The organism is Rubritalea spongiae, assembly GCF_042652385.1.
GTDB lineage: Bacteria > Verrucomicrobiota > Verrucomicrobiia > Verrucomicrobiales > Akkermansiaceae > Rubritalea > Rubritalea spongiae.
This window is the reverse complement of sequence record NZ_JBHSJM010000001.1, coordinates 1,771,461-1,792,209: the sequence shown is the minus strand read 5'-3', so window position 1 is coordinate 1,792,209 and position 20,749 is coordinate 1,771,461. Positions and strand designations below refer to the sequence as shown.

General features: G+C 49.7%; 19 protein-coding genes and 1 tRNA gene. 9 read left to right on the top strand and 11 right to left on the bottom strand.

Annotation, left to right across the window (positions count from 1 at the left end; all coding sequences use genetic code 11):
- The first annotated feature begins 82 nt into the window (after positions 1-82).
- A complete protein-coding gene (locus ACFPK9_RS08120; protein WP_377094346.1) occupies positions 83-1,147 on the top strand; it encodes a peroxiredoxin family protein in 1,065 nt (354 codons plus the stop codon).
- 66 nt (positions 1,148-1,213) lie between these two features.
- Here the strand turns inward: ACFPK9_RS08120 and ACFPK9_RS08115 are convergent, their stop codons facing one another.
- On the bottom strand, positions 1,214-1,579 hold the full coding sequence (locus ACFPK9_RS08115; protein ID WP_377094345.1) for a hypothetical protein: 366 nt from the start codon (positions 1,577-1,579) through the stop codon (positions 1,214-1,216).
- 208 nt (positions 1,580-1,787) lie between these two features.
- Between ACFPK9_RS08115 and ACFPK9_RS08110 the strand changes: the two genes are divergently transcribed.
- Positions 1,788-1,875 (top strand) — tRNA-Leu (locus ACFPK9_RS08110).
- Between the two features lie 91 nt (positions 1,876-1,966).
- On the opposite strand, the gene ACFPK9_RS08105 is transcribed toward ACFPK9_RS08110, so the two are convergent.
- A complete protein-coding gene (locus ACFPK9_RS08105; protein ID WP_377094344.1) occupies positions 1,967-2,899 on the bottom strand; it encodes a type I phosphomannose isomerase catalytic subunit in 933 nt (310 codons plus the stop codon).
- 148 nt (positions 2,900-3,047) lie between these two features.
- Between ACFPK9_RS08105 and ACFPK9_RS08100 the strand changes: the two genes are divergently transcribed.
- Positions 3,048-4,394 (top strand): nucleotide sugar dehydrogenase, encoded by a 1,347-nt coding sequence (locus ACFPK9_RS08100; RefSeq protein ID WP_377094343.1) that lies wholly within the window; start codon positions 3,048-3,050, stop codon positions 4,392-4,394.
- Between the two features lie 163 nt (positions 4,395-4,557).
- The gene (locus ACFPK9_RS08095; protein WP_377094342.1) at positions 4,558-5,415 is read left to right on the top strand and encodes a protein-disulfide reductase DsbD domain-containing protein; all 858 of its coding nucleotides are present in this window, start codon (positions 4,558-4,560) and stop codon (positions 5,413-5,415) included.
- A gap of 3 nt (positions 5,416-5,418) precedes the next feature.
- Here ACFPK9_RS08095 and ACFPK9_RS08090 read toward each other — a convergent pair whose 3' ends face one another.
- The 3 genes from ACFPK9_RS08090 to ACFPK9_RS08080 all read right to left on the bottom strand — a co-directional run bounded on the left by ACFPK9_RS08090 (position 5,419) and on the right by ACFPK9_RS08080 (position 8,991).
- Positions 5,419-6,537 (bottom strand): D-2-hydroxyacid dehydrogenase, encoded by a 1,119-nt coding sequence (locus ACFPK9_RS08090; RefSeq protein WP_377094341.1) that lies wholly within the window; start codon positions 6,535-6,537, stop codon positions 5,419-5,421.
- A 59-nt stretch (positions 6,538-6,596) separates the two neighbouring features.
- Positions 6,597-8,102 carry an exopolyphosphatase gene (gene ppx, locus ACFPK9_RS08085; protein WP_377094340.1) on the bottom strand — a complete coding sequence of 502 codons (1,506 nt, stop codon included), beginning with the start codon at positions 8,100-8,102 and terminating at the stop codon, positions 6,597-6,599.
- Between the two features lie 172 nt (positions 8,103-8,274).
- On the bottom strand, positions 8,275-8,991 hold the full coding sequence (locus ACFPK9_RS08080) for a PEP-CTERM sorting domain-containing protein (protein ID WP_377094339.1): 717 nt from the start codon (positions 8,989-8,991) through the stop codon (positions 8,275-8,277).
- Positions 8,992-9,183: 192 nt separating this feature from the next.
- Here ACFPK9_RS08080 and ACFPK9_RS08075 point away from each other — a divergent pair, with 192 nt between their 5' ends.
- A complete protein-coding gene (locus tag ACFPK9_RS08075; protein WP_377094338.1) occupies positions 9,184-9,594 on the top strand; it encodes a DoxX family membrane protein in 411 nt (136 codons plus the stop codon).
- 43 nt (positions 9,595-9,637) lie between these two features.
- Here the strand turns inward: ACFPK9_RS08075 and ACFPK9_RS08070 are convergent, their stop codons facing one another.
- From ACFPK9_RS08070 to ACFPK9_RS08055, 4 genes are all read right to left on the bottom strand, one after another.
- Entirely contained in the window at positions 9,638-10,021 is a 384-nt protein-coding gene (locus tag ACFPK9_RS08070) for a hypothetical protein (RefSeq protein WP_377094337.1), read from the bottom strand.
- Positions 10,022-10,116: 95 nt separating this feature from the next.
- Entirely contained in the window at positions 10,117-11,439 is a 1,323-nt protein-coding gene (locus tag ACFPK9_RS08065) for a homoserine dehydrogenase (protein ID WP_377094336.1), read from the bottom strand.
- A 185-nt stretch (positions 11,440-11,624) separates the two neighbouring features.
- Positions 11,625-12,884: a hypothetical protein gene (locus ACFPK9_RS08060; RefSeq protein WP_377094335.1), complete on the bottom strand. Its 1,260-nt coding sequence runs from the start codon at positions 12,882-12,884 to the stop codon at positions 11,625-11,627.
- A 5-nt stretch (positions 12,885-12,889) separates the two neighbouring features.
- Complete coding sequence (locus ACFPK9_RS08055) at positions 12,890-13,492, bottom strand: hypothetical protein (protein ID WP_377094334.1); 603 nt, start codon at positions 13,490-13,492, stop codon at positions 12,890-12,892.
- A gap of 79 nt (positions 13,493-13,571) precedes the next feature.
- Here ACFPK9_RS08055 and folP point away from each other — a divergent pair, with 79 nt between their 5' ends.
- From folP to ACFPK9_RS08035, 4 genes are all read left to right on the top strand, one after another.
- Positions 13,572-14,420 (top strand): dihydropteroate synthase, encoded by an 849-nt coding sequence (gene folP / locus ACFPK9_RS08050; protein WP_377094333.1) that lies wholly within the window; start codon positions 13,572-13,574, stop codon positions 14,418-14,420.
- A 25-nt stretch (positions 14,421-14,445) separates the two neighbouring features.
- Complete coding sequence (locus ACFPK9_RS08045) at positions 14,446-15,222, top strand: helix-turn-helix transcriptional regulator (protein ID WP_377094332.1); 777 nt, start codon at positions 14,446-14,448, stop codon at positions 15,220-15,222.
- Between the two features lie 277 nt (positions 15,223-15,499).
- Positions 15,500-16,117 carry a DUF1287 domain-containing protein gene (locus tag ACFPK9_RS08040; RefSeq protein WP_377094331.1) on the top strand — a complete coding sequence of 206 codons (618 nt, stop codon included), beginning with the start codon at positions 15,500-15,502 and terminating at the stop codon, positions 16,115-16,117.
- Positions 16,118-16,233: 116 nt separating this feature from the next.
- Positions 16,234-17,415 carry a phospholipase D-like domain-containing protein gene (locus ACFPK9_RS08035; protein ID WP_377094330.1) on the top strand — a complete coding sequence of 394 codons (1,182 nt, stop codon included), beginning with the start codon at positions 16,234-16,236 and terminating at the stop codon, positions 17,413-17,415.
- Positions 17,416-17,516: 101 nt separating this feature from the next.
- Here the strand turns inward: ACFPK9_RS08035 and ACFPK9_RS08030 are convergent, their stop codons facing one another.
- Positions 17,517-19,502: a beta-N-acetylhexosaminidase gene (locus ACFPK9_RS08030; protein WP_377094329.1), complete on the bottom strand. Its 1,986-nt coding sequence runs from the start codon at positions 19,500-19,502 to the stop codon at positions 17,517-17,519.
- Positions 19,503-19,848: 346 nt separating this feature from the next.
- A complete protein-coding gene (gene tsf, locus ACFPK9_RS08025; protein ID WP_377094328.1) occupies positions 19,849-20,715 on the bottom strand; it encodes a translation elongation factor Ts in 867 nt (288 codons plus the stop codon).
- Positions 20,716-20,749: the final 34 nt, after the last annotated feature.

The following is a 20,749-nucleotide window of genomic DNA, read 5'->3' as shown; positions in this document are numbered from 1 at the left end:
AGATTGAGAAATTAGCGAACTTGTCATTGGGAAATTGGCTGTTATTTTCGCCGGTATGAAGCGATTAACTCTAGGATTGTGTATGATAATAGCTACCGCGGTGAGCTCGTGGGCTGGCTCTCAGCTGGGGGCTGAGCGGATTGTCAAAGAGCAACGCCTCGCTGAGTTAGAGTGGCAGCAGGAATTACTGGCGGCGCAGACACTTTCGGAAAAGTCTGAAGTATACGAGAAGCGTCCGAATAATGAGATTTATACGGATCAGATGTTTGCCGAGCTGGAGTCGAGTTTGGATGAACCGTGGGTGATGCCTTATATCGTGTGGCAGCTGCAGTACCGGCCGTACATGAATAGCGCGACGGTTATTAAACTGATCGAAGTTGTGGAAAAATATCACACGACATCACCTCAGTTGGGTGAATTTTGCATCGCCATTGTGGCTGCTGGCGCGTCGGATTTGACTACAGCTGAAGGGATCACCACCTCTCAGACCTTAAAAAATAAGAAAGAAAATTTCATTAACAAGGTCATCCGCGGAGGGAAAACGGCAGCGGTTCGTGGACAGGCGGCTTTTGCGCTTTCAGCGATGGTTGCACAGTTAGGCGATAGCCCAGAGGTAAATAAGCGCCGCTTCGACTTACTGCGTAAGGCGATTATTGATGCTGCGGATTCGAAAGTTGGCGAAGTGACATTGGCCGATCTTGCAAAGGAAGAAATCTACCGGATGACGAAGCTTTCGAAGGGGGCGGTGGCGCCTAACTTGGTCGGCTCTGACACTAAGGGAATGCCTTTGAAATTGAGTGATATAAAGGGGCGGGTGACTGTGTTAGTCTTCTGGAGAAGCTGGGAAAACTATCAAGAGGTTTCGCGGGTGATGAAAAAATTAGCAGCGACCTACGCAGGACAGCCTGTAGAAATTATCGGAGTGAGTGGAGATTTTTTGAGCTCCGTGCGTGAGCTGGAAAAAATGGGAGAAGTAACAGGACGTACCTTTGCTGATCCATACGGCAAACTTTTTCAGATTTATAGAGTGACTGATACACCGATGACCTTTGTGATCGATCGTGAAGGAAAAATTCAATACAACGGAGTACTGAGTAGTTTTGTAGATCTTACCGTCTCAGCCTTGTTAGCTCCTGAGCAAGAATAAAAAATGCCCACCTTCTGCAAGATGAGCATTTTGGTGCCTAGAGGCACTATTCATACACACGAGAAATTATGGTGACTGAGGGAGTTCGATGACAGCAGGTGTGATGGCTGCTGATTTTGGAGGATGAGTGAAGGCATCCTCAGCCTTAGTCTTGGCTTTACGTGCGGCAGCTTTGCCAGCATCGGCTCCTTTCTGGATACCATCTTTGAGTGTTTGAGGGAGTAATTCGTGAGCGAAAGTTCCCGCGAAAACGGCACCGTAGGCGACATTATAGGCAGTATCGAAAGCGGCACTCGCGAGAGCTTCTTTTAGCTTTGGAGCTGCTTCACGTGCTTTTTCTTTGGCGTCATCTGATGCTTGGTGAACGGCGTCTGAAAAAGATTGGAAGTGGTTTTCTTCTTCTTTGATAGATTCTTGATTTTCTTCAGTCATAATTTGGAAATGGGTTGTTGTTGGATGCTACTAAAGCAGGGTGTGTGAGTATTGTGGATTACAATTCTAACTGTTGATTATAAAGCTAGGAATGCGGGTTCGCAACGTGGATTTTTTAAATGCTTGGGGAGGATGTGAAATTTCCTGTAGTTTTTCATTGCCAAGCAGAGTTTTTGGCGTAGAAAAGCGCCGCACCAAACAACACCTTGCTCGGGTGGCGGAATTGGTAGACGCGCTAGACTAAGGATCTAGTGGCCATTGCGGCCGTGGGGGTTCGATTCCCCCCTCGAGCACCATTTTTTCAAAAAGGCTTTCAGTTCAGCTGGAGGCCTTTGTTGTTTTGAGAGTAATACGAGTGTGACTGCTGGAGCGTGTATTGCGCCTCGCTTAGTTTGGTACTGTGGTCTGAAGAACCTTTGCGTCGCAAGTGGCGCTCAGAGCTGTGGCGCCAACAGGGAGGATGACAAAGTCACCGGCTGAGTATGTGGAGTTTTCGCAATCTACGAGTGACCCTTCGATGATAGTAAGTATCGAGAATTTCTCGGGTTCAGGATTAGCGATGGTGTCTCCAGACTGAAGTTTAAAGTGGTCGACCTTGTAATAAGGGCATTCCGCGAGGGTGGAACCATCCGGGTTATCCATTTCCGGTTCGATGTCGTCGAAGTCGATGCATTTCATCGATTCTTCGATGTGGAGTTCACGCGGTTTACCGTCGAGCCCAAGTCGGTTCCAGTCGAACACGCGGTAGGTGGTATCGGAGTTCTGTTGAATTTCGTAGATGACAATGCCAGCACCAATGGCGTGGAGTCGGCCTGAGGGGATGTGGATGGAGTCGCCAGCTTTTGGATAAATGGTATGAACGAACTTTTCGGGGTCGCCGTTTTTGAGCGCCGCTTCGAAGTCTTCCTTAGTGGTTCCTTGTTTGAACCCGAAGTAAATAGCCGCATTTGGCTCAGCGTGGGCGATGTACCACATTTCGGTTTTTGGCTTGCCGTTGAGTGCGGAAGCGAGGTGTTGAGGTGGGTGGACCTGAATGGAGAGGTCGGTTTGGGCGTCGAGAATTTTTACCAAGAGAGGGAAGCGTTCGGAGTGGTAGCCACCGAACAGTTCCTTGCGGTGATTTTTCCAAAGTTCGTGAAGGGTTTGACCTTCAAAATTAGAGGAGGTGACAATCGATTGAGCCTCAGAGCGGTCTGAGATCTCCCAGGATTCGCCGTAGGGCTGATCAGTATCTGGAAGTTGGCGTTGATAGATGGTTTCTAGCTTTCTTCCACCCCAGACGCGTTGCTGGTAGATAGGAGTGAAGGTAATCGGTGTCATGATAGAGTGAGGTGTGAGCGTGACAATTTGTGAGCGGATTGTCTAGGAAGAAGGAGAGAGAAAGTATCGACATATGTGCGATTAAGGGTTATTTCCGCCCGCGTTGTCATTGAACTGGTGGCATTAAATTCCCTAGAAATAAAAGAAGATGAAAATTTGTTGTATTGGAGCTGGCTATGTTGGTGGGCCAACGATGGCGATGATTGCTAAGAAGTGTCACGATATTGAAGTGGCCGTGGTCGATCTCAATGAAGAGCGCATCGCAGCGTGGAACTCGCCTAACCTCCCTATTTACGAGCCAGGCCTGCAGGAAATTGTAGAAGAGCGCCGCGACAAGAACTTGTTTTTTTCTACGGAGGTTAAAAAGTACATCAAGGATGCGGATGTGATTTTCATTTCGGTGGGTACACCGACGAAAAGCTACGGCATTGGTGCCGGGCAAGCTGCTGAGCTTGGCTATGTGGAGGGTTGTGCGCGAATGATTGCTGAAGTTTGTGATGGTCCAAAGATCGTGATCGAGAAGTCGACTGTTCCAGTGCGCACTGCAGAAGTAATTCAAAATGTTTTTGATGGTTACGAGAAGGGTGATCTTTTCGAGATTCTTTCTAATCCGGAGTTCCTCGCTGAGGGCACCGCGATTTCAGACTTAGAAAATCCCGACCGAGTATTGATCGGTGGTGATTCCACAACAGAAGCGGGTAAAAAGGCGCTGGAGACAGTGGTGGGAATTTATAACAACTGGGTGCCGCGTGAGAATATTATCACGACGAATGTTTGGTCTTCTGAGCTTTCCAAGTTGGTGGCAAATGCGTTTCTGGCGCAGCGTGTTTCCTCGATCAATGCGATTTCCGCAGTGTGTGAGGCGTCTGGAGCGGATGTGGATGAAGTGGCGAATGCGATTGGTAAGGATAGCCGAATTGGTCCTAAGTTCCTCAAATCATCAGTTGGTTTTGGTGGTTCTTGCTTCCAGAAGGATATTCTCAATTTGGTGTACCTGTGTGAGCATTTCGGCTTGGCTGATGTTGCAGAGTACTGGCGACAGGTGATTAAGATTAATGAATACCAGCGCAAGCGTTTCACTCGTAAGGTGATCCACAGCTTATACAATACGCTGCAAGGCAAGCGCATTGCGGTGCTTGGGTTTGCTTTTAAGAAGGATACAGATGACACGCGTGAGTCTGCGGCGATTTACATCTGCCGTGACTTGATCGAAGAGGGTGCTGACATTGTGGTGTACGATCCTCAGGTGGATGCTGAGGAGATCAAGGGATTGACTTCAGAGAAGGTGGAGGTGGCTAGTTCAGCTGCTGAGGCTGTGGCTGGTGCGCATGCGGTACTGGTGTTGACTGAATGGGATGAGTTTAAGGATCTCGATTATTCAGCGTTGTATGAGAGCATGGTGAAGCCGGCGCACATTTTTGATGGACGCAATATCCTCGATCTCGCTGAGCTCGAGAAGATCGGTTTCAATGCCTTCGGTATTGGTAAAGCATAGGCTTAACTGAGAACCATTTTTAATAGCCCGCATCTCGGTTTCAACGAGAGCGGGCTTTTTGTTGCTTTCAGTGATGCCTTTTCTAACACGTTGCAATGCCTGCTAAGTCCAGGCAGTTTATGGTGAGCCAGAAAGGTTCTCTTTTTATTACCGTATAATGATCATGCCAGACGTCAGAAAATGTATTGCTATAGCTATCGCAGCATTGTGTTTGGGCACTGTAGTGAGGGCTAGTGAATCTTGTTGCGGGGTGAGTGATGGAGTTTCTGTGCTTTCGAATGAGACCTTAAGCATACAGTTCGTTTGTGATCATTCGGAAGTTGTTACTGGGCAGTCAATGCGAGTTGGCTTTCGGGTGCGCCATCGGGAAGGATTCCACACCTACTGGAAGCAACCTGGAATCGTTGGTTACCCGATGCAGTTTAGCATTCTGCAGCCCGAGCTGGAGGAAGCGCCAGAAGTCGACTGGGATTTTCCCGAGAGAGTTTCGATGAATGGGCATCCCGCCCATGGATTTAAGCGTGATGTGGTTCACTCATTTGAGTTACATGTCCCTGAGAATTTCAAGAGCGATGTATTTAGCGTTGAGGTGGATGTCGCTTGGATGGCTTGTTCTAAAAATTGTTTCCCTCAGCGGCACAAGTTCCGGCTTGAACTGCCGGTAGGTGCGAAGGGAGTGAAGTCAGAATGGTTTGAGCAATTGCAAACACGTGAAGTTGCTGAGCTTGTAGCTTGGGAGGTTTCCGCTATGCGTAAGGGAGATTGGTATGAAGTTTTATTGAAGCCACAAGGTGAAAAAAAGGAGCTGGGGGGAGTCTATCTTTATAGTGAAGATGGACAGCTAACTTCGTCATTTGTTCAGCAGGTACAGCAACTTGAGAACGGGAGTGTTAGAATTCGAGCTGAAGCATCTGAGCACGTTGAGCTAGCGGCTAGCTTGCCGTGTCTGCTGTACGCAGAGAGAGGGCTGGGGGGGGAGCAGTATGTACGTATTAACCCTTCGCTTGAGGTGAAGGAGTAAAACTTAGTAACCGGCGGCTTTGTCGACGGTGTTGAGCAGAGGTTCTCCTGCGCCGAAACGGCGGATGTTTTCTAGGATGACAGCGGATCTGCGCTCGCCAGTGATGGCGGCGCTCCAGGCGATGTGCGGAGTGATGATAGTGTTAGGGGCATCCCAGAGTGGGTGATCTGCAGGAAGTGGTTCGGGGTCGGTGACGTCAAGGCAGGCGCCTGCGAGTTTACCACTTTTGAGTGAGTCGATGAGCGCGTCTGTGTTAACTATAGGACCGCGGGCAATATTGATGAGGTAGGAGCCCTCTTTCATGGCGGAGAATGCTTCGGCATTGAAGAGGTCTTTAGTTTCGTCAGTGAGTGGGATGGCTAGGGCGACGACGTCGGCCTCTGGTAAAAGGCTGAGGAGGTCTTTTGGTTTGCCAACTTTTTCGATAAATGAAGCTGAGGGAGAATCACTGCGACGGGTGCCGATGACGCGCATGCCGAAGCCGTGGGCGCGTTGGGCTATTTCAGAACCGATGCCGCCGAGTCCAACAACGAGCATGGTTTTTCCTTTAAGCGAAATGGATTCGTGTGGCGTGCCTTCGCGCACCCAAGCCTTTTTCTCTTGGTTTCCTGAGTAGAATGCTAGATTTCTAGTCTGATAGAGTAGCATGGCCATGGCGTGGTCGGCAATGGCTGGGCCGTGAACTCCACGGCAGTTGGTGAGGACGATGGCGTCGTTGTCGACTATGGATGGCATCGCAATGTAGCGGTCCACGCCAGCGGTGGGGGTCTGAATCCATTTGAGATTGGTGGCTTTATTGAGGAATTCGGTTTCAGCAAAGCGGCCACTAATACCGTGAGCTTCGTCTGCTCGAGCGAGTGCTTCTTCTTTGGAGAGTCCGGTGATGACTTTTACATTTGGCGCACTTTGTTTGAGTGCCTCGACATCATTTTTGTCGAGCGAGCTGGCGAAGTAGGTGAGTTGCTTTTTCTCATCTGCCATTGCGATGGCGACTTTGGCTCCACGGAGTGAGCCGACTTCTTCGGCTAGCGCTTTGGCGTTTTGGCTTGGGCTAGCATAGGAAGATGCAGCGGTGAGTGTTACAACAGTTGAGAGTACACGAGCGAGTATTGAGGTATTCATCGGGTAATGTTCTACAAGATCTGGAAATTTCTAGCAAAATGTTTCGGCCAAGAGTGTGTTTATTCAAATTCTAGCAGCCAGTCAGCGTCATCCCAGTATGCTTGTTCGCTACTGAGATCGGCATTGAGAAGTTTATTGTTTTCTAACCAATTGGGGTCAGTGCTGCTGAGGCGCCAGGTATCTTGGTCGATACTTAGTTGGAGCGGAGGGAGCGTGTCGTCGCTGCGTTGGCCATTGACCACGATTGCGAGTCGTAGAATGCGGATCAAGTTGAGAACGTGTTTTTTTCTGAACAGGGTGAGATCCTCAATTTCGTGTAACTTCAGGGATTTGCGGTGGAAGCGGACGAGGGTAGCCATGACTTGTTGCTGTTCGGTATTGAAGCCAGCGAGGTTGGTGTGGCGTAGAATGTAGGCTGAGTGGCGGTGGACTGCTTGGAGGTTGATGCTGAGCCCGACTTCGTGCAGCAGAGCGCTCCACTCTAGAAGCTCTTTGAGTTCTTTTTGTTTATGTAGTTTGAGCTGATGGCTGAGCTGATCGAAAAAGGTGTGCGCTTGTTGCTTTACTTTTGTGGCGTGTTCGAAATCGACGTTGTATTTTAGAGCGAGTGCTTCAGCTGTACGCAGACGAATATCTGTGCGATGGAAAACGTCTTCCATCTGATAGAGTAAACCTTCTCGTAGGGCGCCTTCGGAGAAATACATTTTCTCAATTTTAAAGGCATTGAAGACAGCGGTTAAAATGGCGATTCCTGCGGCGAAGACGGGCTTGCGCTCCGGGGAGAGACCATCTAGGTCAATGTTATCAATTGTTTTAAATTTGAATAGTTTATCGGCGAGTAGTTGTAGACCGTCGAGTGTGAAACTTGATTCTGAAGAGTCTAACTTCGAGAGGACCTCGCTGATAGATTTGATTGTTCCAGAGGAACCGAAGGCTATGTCCCACTTGGTTTTGCGGTATTGTGAGGCGAGCGATTCAAGCTTTTGTTCTGCAGCGAGTACGGCTTTGGAGAAATTCTTTTTAGAGATTTTTCCATCGGAGAAATAGGCGTGGGTGAAGTTGGCGCAGCCCATGGGTTTACTGTTGACCAAATGTGGTTCAAATCCACGGCCGACGATGAGTTCGGTGCTGCCGCCGCCGATATCGACGACTAATTTCGAATCTGATTCAGGTTGGGTGTGAGCGACTCCTAGATAGACTAGGCGGGCTTCTTCTGGTCCAGGGATGATCTCGATGGGGAAGGGGAGAATTTTTTTTGCGCGTTGGAGGAAAGTGGTGGCATTGGTGGCGACGCGGAGAGTGTGGGTGGCGGCTATGGCTACATCTTCTGGGGCGATGCCTGTCAGTCGCTCCGCGAACATTGCTAGGCAGTCGAGTCCGCGCTGCATCGCAGCTTCGTCGAGATGGTTGTTGTGGTCTAGTCCAGAGGCTAGAGAGACACGTTGTTTGTGTCGGCTTACGAGTTGGAGTTCTGGTCCAATGACTTTGGCTACCACCATGTGAAAGCTGTTAGATCCTAAGTCGATGGCTGCAATTTCGCGTGTCTGCTGGAGTGCTGTCGTCATGAAGTTGACCAAGAGTAGGACTAAATATCACGTTTAACGAGACGAATGTGTTTTTTGAAGGAGCTTTAGAGCTCTCTGCGTAATTAGAATCACTGTGGTGCTAAAAAAAGAACGCTCCAGAGCGGAGCGCTGGAGCGTGATGTATTGGTCAAAGTAATTTTTTCTAAATCCCTTATCGGCGGCGACGCGTGATGAGGAATAGAGAGGAGAGCCCGAGCAACGCGAGTGATGATGGTTCAGGTACAGCGATTGGGGGTGGGGTAGCTGCGCCAAAGCCTTGAGTAATTGATATGTTATCGTACTCGGCGGTGGGGAATGGCCAAGAGCCATCGTTCTCTACGCCGAAGAAGAGTGCTACAGCGCTGGTGCCATCATAGAAGAATGTTTGTCTGTAGTCAGTTACGGGGGATGTGTGTTCTGAGCGAGAGGTCATACTCGCAGTAGCATTACCCTGGGATTTGAGCATTTCGTTATAGGTGTCGAGTATGAGAGCGTCTGCAGAATTTTCATCTAAGTCGTAACCACTTCCTTGCCAGATGCTTACTGTGGCTGAGTCGCCAGAGGGACCTTCAAAGCTTACGATGTCAAATGATAAAGTGTAGAGGCCGCTGCCATTAGCAAAGCTATCTGGCCCAAGAATGATCGCGGCACTGCGGTGAGTTGAGCTGGAAGAAACTTTTAGAGTGTCGGAGTTTGTGATGCTAGTGTCAGACGAGCTGCCAGTAAATTCTTCAAATCCAATTTGGTTACTATACCAACCTCCAAGATATGGATTGCCGTTAGAGTTGAGGGTAGCGTTGGAAAAATCTTCTTCGTAGATGAGAGTGGTCGCGTGAGCTGAAATAGAAGAAATTAGGCCCGCTAAGAGAATGAATGGAATTTTTTTCATGGTCATTTGGTATTTCGAGGTGCGGTACTGGTATTCCCTTTTTGGCGGTTGTCAAACATTTTTTAGTGAATGTATTGCTCTGTATTAGAGTGACAAACGAATGTTTTTTGGTGTGAAAGTAAGAGGTTTTGCATAGTCACTGGCGAGATGAGTGGATTGTGTTAGGGTGAGTCAGATTCTGTTTAAGTAATTATGAAAACATCTGATCAAACGTTAGCGTACACACTTGCACGCATTGGAATGGGGATAAACATGCTGGTTCATGGATTGGTACGATTACCAAAGCTCAATGGCTTTGTGGATTACATCACTGGCCAATTTGAAAAGACGGCTCTGCCATCGTTGATGGTTAAGCCCTATGCGTATGCGGTACCCTTTGTGGAATTAGGTATTGGGGTCTTGTTGATACTGGGGTTGTTGACGCGACAGACTCTAGTGGTGGCGATGTTTTTGATGCTTTCGCTAATTTTCGGTACATGTTTGCTAGAGAATTGGGCCAATGCGGGATCGCAAATGGTGTATCTTGCCTATTTCGCAGTGCTGTTAGGTCTTCGCACAGCATACAATCAGCAATCGCTAGATGAGCGCTTGGGTAGGTCCTAGTGTGACGTCATGGAAGCCACACTAGAAATATTTAGCAGCTTGCTTACTGTTGGAGAGTCGGCGTGTGGCTTTGTTGCTCGGCCGGCTTTGTGCGGAAGCGTTGATTGACTTCTTTCTCGGCGAGACGGTTTTCAAAGGCGTCTACGACTTCTGCGTTGTGGATACGAGCTTCAAGTTCTTCGACTCTGGTTTCGAGTTCTCTGAGATTTTTGAGGGATGTGGAGTCGGATTTTCGCGGACGACCGAACAGCCAGATGGCAGAGATGGAGAGTGAACTAGTGAGAAGGATAGCGATTGGCAGATAGGCTGCGAGGCCTCCGAGCTTTCCGCTGGCAATGGCTGTGGTAATGAAAAGGACGGCGGTTGTAGCCGCTACGCCAAGAGTGGCGAGAGTTTTGGTGAAACTATTGCCAAAGCTGTCCTTCATTAAGGGCAACTTAGCGAGAATGCGATGAGCTGCAAATAAAATACCCCGCTCCGATCTGAGTCGGAACAGGGTATTGAAAAAGGGTGGCGGACTACTTAGTCTGTCGCAAGCTTCTCAATACGGAAGATGACTGGTTCAGAAGTGACGCAGTCGAGTGCTTCGCATTTGTTGAGGGTTTCGCTGAGCTTACCGAATGGGCAGGTGTGGAGAAGGAATACCATGTCACGGAATTCCTTGTCTGGATTTTCTGGGTCCACTGGTGAGTGTGTGCCTGATATGCCGATGCCGTCGTTGGCAAGAATGTTGGCGATTTCAGCAATGACTCCTGGGCGATCTTGAACTTCGAAACGGACGTAGTAGGACGTTTCGGTTTGTTCGATTGGTAGGACTTTCCCATTATCTGAGTATGGGAGGAAGCCACGGTGCCCTGCAGCGTGTACAAAGGTGTAAGCTGCTTCAACGAGGTCTCCGACGACAGAGGAGGCTGTAGGTTCTTTACCCGCACCGCGACCGTAGAAGAGTGCTTCGCCTGATGCATCTCCGCGGACAGCGACTGCATTGAACACACCATTTACAGAAGAAAGGATGTGTGACTGGGTAATGAATGAAGGTTGAGTACGAATTTCAATGGAACCGTCGGGATGCTCTTTGACGAGCGAGAGGAGTTTGACCGCGTAGCCGAGTTGGGTTGCGAAGTCGATATCGAGGCTGCGTACGCGTTCGATACCACGGACGTAGACGTCTTCAGCCGGAATGGTGAAACCGTATGCGAGTGTAGCAAGGAGGATTGCCTTGTGAGCTGCGTCCCAGCCGTTCACGTCGAGTGCTGGATCTGCTTCTGCGTAACCAAGTTCTTGTGCTTCTTTGAGGGCAGTTAGGTAATCGAGCCCTGCAGTGGTCATGCGCTCAAGAATGTAGTTAGAGGTACCATTGATGATACCAGACATTGTCTCGATGCGGTTTCCTACGTAGGAGTCTTGGACTGCTTTTATGACGGGAATGCCGCCAGCGACTGCTGCTTCGAAATGAATGGGAGTGCCGTATTCGCGAGAAAGCGCGAAGAGTTCCTTGCCGCGTTCAGCAAGTAGGGCCTTGTTGCCGGTGACGACTGGCTTTTTGAGTTTGATGGCTTCTGCGACGATGTCGAAGGCTGTGGTAGTACCACCGATGAGTTCAACAACGATGTCGACTTCTGGGTGATGGACGACTTCCTTCCAGTCAGTGGTGAACAAGTCTGCTGGGGCGCCTTCGATACGTTTTTTAGAAATGTCTCGTACGGCTGCTTTTTTGACGCTGAGTGAGAATGCGTCTTTGGCTCTGTTCGAAATGAGCTGGCCATTGCGTTCGAGAGTTTCCCAGACGCCTGTGCCAACTGTGCCGAAGCCAGCCATGCCGATACCGATGTGTTGTGTAGCCATATTTCTGACCTGCAAAAGTGTGCTTTAGCAGGAGTGTTAGGTGTTAAGTTTGAAGTGTTAAGTTGCGACTATTGCCAGGCAATGATGGCCGCTGCGGGGGGATGTTGCGCGAGATGAGCCTGCAGTCAAATCCTTAATGGCCCTCTTTTCGAGAGAGAAGGTTTCGTCAGTCGATATGTGGCCGTTTACTCGTTTGATAAGCCTTCGCTGTGAGTGAGTGTCACAGTCTTCGAAGTGCGAGTGAGTACTATGCTGGGAATGGTCTGTCGTGCGCTTTGCAGCCATTGGAAAAATTCGGTGGATTTGCTTTCCTCGGAAAACTGTAGTTGCCAGAGGGTGTGCGCGTTTTGGGTGGATTCTGTCGCGATGGAGAGATGGTCGCTTTCTAACGCGGTGATCCATTTGTCTAGTTGTTCGGAAGGTGCAGCGTGGAGCTTGAGATAACTTTTTAGGGTGAGGGATCCGAGTTGGGTGTCCAGCTGGATAGAGAAGCTGTCGCTTGTCCAGTCTGCTGGTTTTGTGTTAGGTGATTGGGAGTTATTAAACGGAAAGGTTTTTTTGAGTATGTCGCGTGTGGAGGAGCTTGCCGATTGTAGGGCTTGATGTAGGTCTTCTTGTGATTTGAGCTGGTTGAGGTAGTCTTTTCCGTAGGTGTTGGCAAAGGTAGTGATATCTTGTACGAATATGGGAAGTTTGGAGAAAAGTTCTGCGGCTTCTGTGTTTGGTGAGCGCTCGGTGATGAAGCCAATATGTTTTGCTTGTAGGGTGTAGAAGCGGTCTTGAATGATGGAGGCTCTGCCGAAGTGGAGTGCGCGGCGGGCTATAAAATGATCGAAGCTCGGGTCGTCTTTGAGCGGGTAATGTTGATCGAGTAGGGCTATCGTTAATAGTCGAATGAGTGCGGCTTGGTGGTGGATATTTTCAATGTCAAAGCCTTCTGCTAGAATAATTTCTCCTGTGCTAGGGTCGTAGATGCCGCGCGAGCCGGTGGTTTCCGCAGAGATCACTTGAGCTATCCATTGCTGGTCGGGAGGGAGGATACCAAGTACGTCGAAGCTGTAGCTGAGAATCTCTAGCTGCTGTTCGTTTAATGCACTGAGCCATGCTTGACCTGAGGCGTCGCGTAGAACGTGTTGGTCTCTGACTAGAGCGATGGGTGCGTCTTTGAAATTCAGTTCGAGGTCCTTTTCGACGAAGCTGATGAGCTGGGATGGAATGGAAATCGGACCATCACTTTCGATAAGTTGGCGCAGGGTGGCGTTGTCTGCGTTGAGGCGGTCGAGTTCTTCTTCGAGCGCTTTGATATAATCGAGAGTGGTTTCGTCAGGACCGAGTGGTGTCTCAAGGTTGGAAGATGAGCGCAGGGCGCGATCAACATAGAGTTTAGCTCCGAGAATGGTGGCGCCGAGACTCAAGAGCATGAGTAAGATAGATGGGCGCAGCATAACCGTTACTCGCCAAGTGGACGAGAGTTAGGATTGACGGGGTTGTTGCGGAATGGGTCGCGATCCACGTCAGATCCAGGTTTGTTACGATTGAGATAATTCATGAGTTCTTCAGAGGTTTTACCTGCTTGCGAGGTGAAGACGATAGGAGCAGAGCGCTCGCCTTGAGCAGTGTAGTGGTAGCGAGTGGCGCGTACGGGTTCTTCTTTAGTGGGGTCGTCTTTAAATGTGCGTTTGACGCGAGCGTCGTACATATTTTCAGCAACGAGACGGCCGGTGTCTTTATGGTAACCATAGACGATGCGGAAGAGTGGGCGTTTGGAGCCATCACGGACGATGCCGCTCCGGAGGTTGCCGTATTTATCACGGCGGAAAGTGGTGGTGTCGCGGATGACTCGCTCGCCATTGGGTTTTTCGACATAGGTTGTTTTGATGAGTTCTGTGTTGTCGGCATCGCGGGTGAATTTAGTCACTGAGCCATCGCGATTATTCATCAGGCGCGAGAGGTGTTTACTGTCGCTAACTGACTTTACTTGTGAAAAGGCTGTGTTGTTGAGGCCGGCGCTGAGAGCCAAAATTGCCAATAAAATGCGAGGGATGGTGTGCATACTGTGCAGCTAAGCGACAATTCCGTCAGCTTTCAAGTTTTCAGTTTGCCAGAGGGGGGGAGATCGGCTTACTAACAGTATGCGCTGGAAGACAAAACGCCGAGTGATAGATGTTACGGACCGAGGTCTCATTATGGGGATTCTCAATGTGACGCCTGATTCTTTTTCTGATGGGGGGATGTTTGTCGATGTGGATGCGGCTGTGAATCATGCAATTGGTATGTTGCAGGATGGAGCGGAGATTATTGATGTTGGCGGCGAGTCGACGCGACCAGGGGCGCCAATGGTAACAGCTGAAGAGGAAATTGAGCGTGTGATTCCCGTGATAAAAGCTCTGCGTGCAGCGAGTGATTGTCTGATATCGATCGATACTAGTAAGGCGGCTGTAGCGGAGGTCGCGATCGAAGCGGGTGTTGATGTGGTGAACGATGTGACCGGGCTGAAGGGGGATGTAAACATGGCTAAAGTCTGTGCGAAGTCGGACGTAGGGGTGGTGGTGATGCATATGCAGGGCACTCCGGATACTATGCAAGATAGGCCTGAGTATGAGGATGTGCTGCGCGATGTGAGGAAATTTTTTGAAGAACGCTATAGGACGCTGACGAAGTTAGGAGTTAACCCTCAGTGCCTCTGTTTCGACCCAGGTATTGGATTTGGTAAGACGCTGGATCACAATTTACAGTTGTTGAATGGTTTATCATCTTTAGTGGTAAATAATCGGCCATTGATGCTCGGGGTGTCACGAAAGTCGATGATTGGGAAAGTTCTAGGTTTGGAAGAGGCGGAGGATCGCGATACAGGGACGGTGGCTTTGACGGCTATGGGGCGAAACGCGGGCGCGAAAATTCATCGGGTGCACGAAGTGAAGCGTAATTATGAGGCGATGCGTATGGCGGAAGCTGTGGTGAATGCCGATGAGTCTTTTTAAGTGGGGGGAGAGTAACTTAGTTTGTATGTGTGAAGCTCAAGTTCCAGAAGGTGTAGTGCGCAAGATGATTGCGTTAGTCGGTGATACGGCGGCGGTGTCACATTCGCGAGATATAGCAGGGACGCGCGCGTTTCTACTGAATGGTTTGCGTGGGTTAATTGATGCTGATGCGTGGGCGTGGGCTCTGTCGCGGATGAGACCAGATGGCGAAGGGGTGGTGAGCTCTTTGTTAGGGCAGCAAGAGGGGCTATCGGCGCGCAGTTTGGCGCGCATTTCGGAAGCTGTGGAGAATCCTGAGATTGCGGCAATGAACCGAAGGTTTTCTAAGCAGATATTAGAAGGGCAATCGTCAGTTACTTTGCATCGTGATCAGCTAGACCCCGATGGAGTGATGGATCCAAAGGGCGAATTACGGAAGCTAGTGACAGCGACGGGGGTGGATGCGGTAATTCACAGTGGTCATCCACTCGACGATGAATGCTATAGTCATATTATTATTTATCGTCGGTCTGGTCGGGCACAATTTACTGATCTTCAGTCAAAGGTCGCTCACATTGTGTTGTCTGAAGTAAAATGGCTTCATGCGCAGGGGTGGCCGGAAGATCGTGGGGTGCAGTTACCAAAGCTGTCGCCTCGTGAACGCAATGTGATGCATTTGTTGCAGGAGGGGAAATCGCGCAAAGAGATAGCGGATATATTAGAAATTTCTGTGGGAACGGTGGCGGGGTACACCAAGGGTGTTTACAAACATTTTAGTGTAAAATCTCATGCGGAGTTGATCCGGAAGTTTTCTGGGAGATAGGTTTGGTCTAGAGTGAAAAACCAGCGAGGCAGAGGAGCTGCACTCGCTGGTCAGGGGTCGGGGGATTCTTTCTAGGAAACTAGATGGAGAGATTGTGATTTGCGGCAGCCAGATAGGGGGGAATGTTGACTGTGGACGCAACTAGTGGCGTGAGGTCACTAAATTCACCGAACTACTACACAGTTTATTGTGTAGTAGGTCTACTCCCACAATTGTGGGGTGGTCATTACGCGCTAGCTTTCGATTGTAGGTTGTGAGAGATTGTTTATAAGTAGGAATGCGTTTGGAGTTCTTGAAATTTATTGGCATTGTCTATGTGGTGTTGGCATGTGTGGCTTGTGGAGAAAAGACTGGAGTAAGGACTGAGCTTGAGGTTTCTGGGAAGCCAAGGCAGTTGATCGAGGCTGCGAGTTGGCAAATTGGAAAAACGCGAATATATGATCCTGCGTATGTAGTTCTAGAGTATCCGATGGGAGATATACCAATGGAGAAAGGGGTGTGTACTGATGTGGTGATTCGGGCGATGCGCAAGGCGTGGGGGATGGATTTGCAGCAATTGCTCCATGAAGACATGAAGGCGAATTTTGCGCAGTATCCGCAGCGTTGGGGATTAAAGAGGCCAGATAAGAATATCGATCATCGGCGGGTGCCCAACATGCGGGCGTACTTTAAGAGGCGAGGCTGGAGTGTGGCTGTGAGCCAAGATGCTGCAGATTATTTGCCTGGTGATTTGGTGACTTGTACTGTGGCGGGGCGTTTGCCGCATATTATGGTTGTGAGCAATACTGTGAATGCTGATGGGGTCCCGCTGGTGATTCATAACATCGGAGCAGGGACTCAGTTGGAGGATTGCTTGCTCGCTTACCCACTCACGGGTCATTACCGAGTGAAGTAGTTGCAATTGTTGGGGAGGGTCACTAGTTTTTGCGAACTGTGAATGGCTATCTAAGATATATACTAACAGCGTTAGTTGTTTGTTGTTTCAATTCGTGTGCGAAGCTGGAGCCAAGTGTGTATGCGGAATTGGGGGCGCGAGCGCCTGAAGTTAGCGATGCAGAGTTTCGCGAGGACACCACGGTAGAGCTAGAGTCGACTTGGACTGAGGGTAATGAGGTCGAGACCTTGGTGAATGGCGGAGAGTATTTTCCTGCAATGTTAGATGCGGTGAAGTCGGCTCAGAAGACGATTACTTTTGAAACCTTCGTGGCGGTGAATGCTGTGGTGACTTACGACTTGGTGATGGCGCTTTCTGATCGTGCTGAGAATGGGGTGAAGGTGCATTTCATTATTGATGGTATTGGCTCGCGAAAAATGGATGAAAGATATTTGGAGAAGTTGAGGCACTCGGGGGTGGAGGTGGAAATATACAAGCCGATGAATTATTTGTCGCCATGGGATTGTAATAACCGCGATCATCGGAAAATTTTAGTGGTAGATGGAAAGGTGGGGTTTACTGGGGGCGCGGGTTATGCTGATTGTTGGGACGGCGATGTGGAGAAGGAGTGGCGTTGGCGTGATACGATGTATTGTCTACGTGGGCCTGTGGTGGCGGATTTACAGCATGCTTTTAATGATAATTGGAAAGAGCTGACTGGTTCGACCTTGAGTGGGGAGGAGTATTTTCCGTACTTGAAGCAGGAAGGTAGGATGAAGGCGCAGGCTGTGCTAGGGGCGCCACAAGAGAGAGGAGATACGCTGGGGGCGAGCTATTTGTTAGCGATCGATGCCGCGAAGGAGTCGATTCTGATAGAGCATGCGTATTTTATTCCTAACAAGGAATTGCGCGGAGCCTTGTTGCGGGCGCGGCAGCGTGGCGTGGAGATAGATATTATTTTACCTAATGATAAGATCGACACGCCAGTGGTGCGTTTAACATCACGTTCGCATTGGCCGGAATTGTTAGAGGCGGGTGTGCGGATTTACGAATACGGCCCTTGTATGCTACACGGGAAGTTGATTGTTGTGGATGATGTGTTGTCGATCATCGGCTCGGGTAATTTTGACGATCGGACCTTTTTCATCAATGATGAGCTGAATGTGAACGTTTTGAGCCGAGAGTTTGCAGCGGAGCAGCGTGCGATGTTTGAGCGTGATCTTGCGCAGAGCCAGCGGATGACTATGGAGGATACGGGCTATAGTTGGTCGGAGCGCCCTAAGATGTGGGTTGGGAAGTTGATAGAGCCGCAGCTGTGAGGGTGGCTGCGGCCAACTGCTAAATTTTTAATGTTGGGTGTTGAGTCGCAGTACGATGAGACGAGAATGAGGTAGCTCGGCGATTCCGGCATTACCTAATGTTATTGGAAATGGATCTCTTCGATGGTGAGCCATTTCTTTTGGTCAGCGGTGACTGTGATTTTGATGTGCTTGGTACCGTCTGGTGCTTCGCCGGTGGCTTTGCCATTTTCGAACTGGGCAATTTGGGTCCAGTTTTGAGAGTCGGATGAGACTTCGAGAGTGCCGGAAGCTAGTGCACTACCGGATTTTCTGCCTTTACCGCCGGTGGTGACAGTGATTGGGCCTTTGGTGGTTTGTTTGAGGTGTACGGTGAAGTGGTCGCCTTTTTTGGCGGGGCGTTTTGATTGGAATGCGAATCGATTGTTGCCGATGATGGCGTATTCGGGGATATCTCTGTGGTAGGGGAGATTGGTTTCGACTGTGGCGCCTTTGCGGGTTTTGAGGGTGCCAGGGTTGAAGGGGTCGAAGTAGTTGATGCCAGATTTGGCGTAGCGCGCGAGGGTGGGTTTGAGACGCTTGAGGAAGTCCGGGTAGTTGCGCGTGGTTTGTGGTGACCAGACGACTTCGGAGAAGGCTGCGATTCTAGGGAATGTTTGGTATTCTACCTTGTCCCAAGTTTTCATGTATTGAGTCCATAGTTGGGCTTGGCAGCCGAGGATGTGTTTGGTTTTTTCGGAGCCGCGGAATGGCTCGGGAATGGGGTTGAAGTTATACACGCTGGCGAGAGGGCGGTAACCGCCTACGCATTCGTATGAAGAGCCTTTGCTTAGCTCGATGGCGGGATCGTTTTGGTAGTGATCGAAGTTAGTGTGTGCACTGGAAGCAAGAATGAGGTCATGGCCCATTTCAAGAGTGTTGCTTGCTTGAGTAGAGTTGCGCGAGAGCATGATGGTGGCGTTCGCTGGGATTTGTCCGTCGGTGAGAGCGTCTCCACCGATGAGTTTGCGCTGGTGCTTGCTGAGTATTTCGCTGACACGGTTAAAGAAGTAGGTTTGTAGCTCTTTTTCGTTTTGCAGCCCTTCACGTTTGATGACGGATTGGGCTTGTTTAGATTTTTTCCATTGGGTGATGGGGGAGTCATAGCCGCCGATGTGAATGTAGGGTGAGGGGAAGAGGGTGCAGACTTCGCCGATAAGTTTGTCTATCCATTGGAAGGTTGGTTCTGTGGGGGAAAGTCCATCGTGTGAGTCGCTCCATACGGTATGGACCTTTGGTGAGTAATCTTTGATGTCTTTGTTGCCGAGCTCTGGGTAGGCAGCCAAGGCTGCTGCGACGTGGCTGGGCATGGAGATTTCCGGAATGACTGTGATGTGACGATCTGCGGCGTAGGCGACAATTTCTTTGATTTCTTTTTGAGTGTAAAAGCCACCGTAGCGCGTGTTGTCGGAGCCCCATCGGTCGAGATAAGGGGGGGTAGAGTTACGGTAGGCACCGACTTCAGTGAGTTTTGGAAATTGTTTGATTTCGATGCGCCAGCCTTGGTCATCGGTTAGATGCCAATGGAATGTATTAATTTTGTGGAAGGCGAGCCAGTCTATCCATTTTTTGATATCCTTGGCGGGAAACATGTGGTGGGCGACATCGAGATGCATACCGCGCCAGCGAAAGCGTGGACTGTCGTGAATGGAGCAGGCTGGGATAGTTTTTGTTCCATCCAAAGGGATGAGCTGGAGAAGTGACTGAATACCGTAGAAGGCACCTGCGGAGTCGGAGCCTGTGATCCGGATGCCAGAGGGTTTGACTTGAAGGTTGTACGCTTCTTGTGTGTCGCCATGCGCCAGGAGCTTAAGTTCGATCGGGCGTTGGAGAGCGATACGGAGTTTGGAGTCGACGAGTTTGGCTTTGATGCCAGTGGTATTCTCGATGCCATGAGCGAGTATTTCGGCCTCTCTTTTTAGCTCGCTTTGGTAACGGATGGCGAGGTTTTCCTGAAGCTGGTATGACCCTTCGTTCCTTTCAACCTGAACAGGCTTAGGGATGATGGGGAGGCTATCCGCAAGGATGGGGGCGACCATGAGGATGAGTGCGCTGAGGAAATATTTCATAGGAGTGGGAGCTAAGACGTGCTCGGAGCTTAAATACGTAGAACGGCTCGACGGCCTATCAAACTTTATCTGCGCGTATGAAACAAAAATTCCGGCTACGGATGTCCGCGCCGGAGTTTGAAGGAATTTTGTCAAAGTGTGAGACTTAGACTAGGCTCATCATGTCGAGCACTTTGAATACATAGATGCCCGCCATTGCGATGAGAGAGAAAAGGAAAAGGAGGATGCAGATCGAGATAGTTTTTTTCGCCATCATAGTGCTTGAGAGTGTGTCTGGTGATTGTGCCCTTGAGAAGTAAAAAGCCCCGCTCGTGGTGGAACGGGGCTTTTAAAGGTGGTCGCTTAATTACGCACCAACGCTGAAGCGTTCGTAACGTACAAGCTTGAGTGTGTCGCCGAGCTCCTTGCTCTTAGCTTCGAGAAGCTGAGTGATGGAGATGTCAGGATCTTTAACGAAGGATTGCTCGAGGAGAACTTGCTCACCGAAGAACTTGTTGATCTTGCCTTCGAGGATACGGTCGATGATCTGCTCAGGCTTGCCTTCAGCGATAAGCTGCTTGCGGTTGATCTCGTTTTCTTCTTCAACAGAAGATGCGTCGATGTCTTCGCGAGTGAGGCCAGCAGGATTAGCTGCAGCAACGTGAAGAGTGATATCTTTCACGAGTTCTTGGAAGGAAGCGTCTGCTGTAGTTTCAGGCTTCTCAGTAGCTACTTCGATGAGTACACCAACCTTGCCACCCATGTGGATGTAGGATGCTGCTGCACCTGCGTCTACTGCGAAACGTGTGAGGCGGGAAATCTTGATCACTTCGCCGAGTTCAGTGAACTTAGCACCGAGTGCATTTTCTACTGTACCTTCGCCGAAGGAAACTTGGAGGGCGGAGTCAACGTCTGCAGCATCGCTGTTAGCGATAGTTTCAACGATTTCACCAACGAATGCTTGGAATGCTTCGTTTTTAGCGACGAAGTCAGTCTCACAGTTGATTTCTGCGAGAACGCCAGTTTTTGCACAGGAAGAAACGTATGCAGCGACGATGCCTTCAGAAGTTTCACGATCTGAACGGTCTGAGCGCTTAGCTTCACCTTTTTCACGGAGGAGCTTAGCTGCTGCTTCGAAGTCGCCGTCTGTTTCTGTGAGTGCTTTTTTACAAGCCATCATCCCAGCGGATGTGAGCTTACGGAGTTCTTGAACTGCGGATGCTGTAATAGCCATGATCTTTAAATTCTATAAAATGAGATTGGATAGA

Bases quoted from the DNA above. Each gene is read 5' to 3' on its own strand.
- ppx (WP_377094340.1), bottom strand. From the start codon at position 8,102: ATGACGACAGCACTCCAGCAGACACGCGAAATTGCAGCCATCGACTTA.
- ACFPK9_RS08065 (WP_377094336.1), bottom strand. From the start codon at position 11,439: ATGGCTACACAACACATCGGTATCGGCATGGCTGGCTTCGGCACAGTT.
- ACFPK9_RS08075 (WP_377094338.1), top strand. From the start codon at position 9,184: ATGAAAACATCTGATCAAACGTTAGCGTACACACTTGCACGCATTGGA.
- ACFPK9_RS08060 (WP_377094335.1), bottom strand. From the start codon at position 12,884: ATGCTGCGCCCATCTATCTTACTCATGCTCTTGAGTCTCGGCGCCACC.
- ACFPK9_RS08080 (WP_377094339.1), bottom strand. From the start codon at position 8,991: ATGAAAAAAATTCCATTCATTCTCTTAGCGGGCCTAATTTCTTCTATT.
- ACFPK9_RS08070 (WP_377094337.1), bottom strand. From the start codon at position 10,021: ATGAAGGACAGCTTTGGCAATAGTTTCACCAAAACTCTCGCCACTCTT.
- folP (WP_377094333.1), top strand. From the start codon at position 13,572: ATGCGCTGGAAGACAAAACGCCGAGTGATAGATGTTACGGACCGAGGT.
- ACFPK9_RS08030 (WP_377094329.1), bottom strand. From the start codon at position 19,502: ATGAAATATTTCCTCAGCGCACTCATCCTCATGGTCGCCCCCATCCTT.
- ACFPK9_RS08040 (WP_377094331.1), top strand. From the start codon at position 15,500: ATGCGTTTGGAGTTCTTGAAATTTATTGGCATTGTCTATGTGGTGTTG.
- ACFPK9_RS08105 (WP_377094344.1), bottom strand. From the start codon at position 2,899: ATGACACCGATTACCTTCACTCCTATCTACCAGCAACGCGTCTGGGGT.
- ACFPK9_RS08055 (WP_377094334.1), bottom strand. From the start codon at position 13,492: ATGCACACCATCCCTCGCATTTTATTGGCAATTTTGGCTCTCAGCGCC.
- tsf (WP_377094328.1), bottom strand. From the start codon at position 20,715: ATGGCTATTACAGCATCCGCAGTTCAAGAACTCCGTAAGCTCACATCC.
- ACFPK9_RS08115 (WP_377094345.1), bottom strand. From the start codon at position 1,579: ATGACTGAAGAAAATCAAGAATCTATCAAAGAAGAAGAAAACCACTTC.
- ACFPK9_RS08100 (WP_377094343.1), top strand. From the start codon at position 3,048: ATGAAAATTTGTTGTATTGGAGCTGGCTATGTTGGTGGGCCAACGATG.
- ACFPK9_RS08045 (WP_377094332.1), top strand. From the start codon at position 14,446: ATGTGTGAAGCTCAAGTTCCAGAAGGTGTAGTGCGCAAGATGATTGCG.
- ACFPK9_RS08120 (WP_377094346.1), top strand. From the start codon at position 83: ATGATAATAGCTACCGCGGTGAGCTCGTGGGCTGGCTCTCAGCTGGGG.
- ACFPK9_RS08095 (WP_377094342.1), top strand. From the start codon at position 4,558: ATGCCAGACGTCAGAAAATGTATTGCTATAGCTATCGCAGCATTGTGT.
- ACFPK9_RS08090 (WP_377094341.1), bottom strand. From the start codon at position 6,537: ATGAATACCTCAATACTCGCTCGTGTACTCTCAACTGTTGTAACACTC.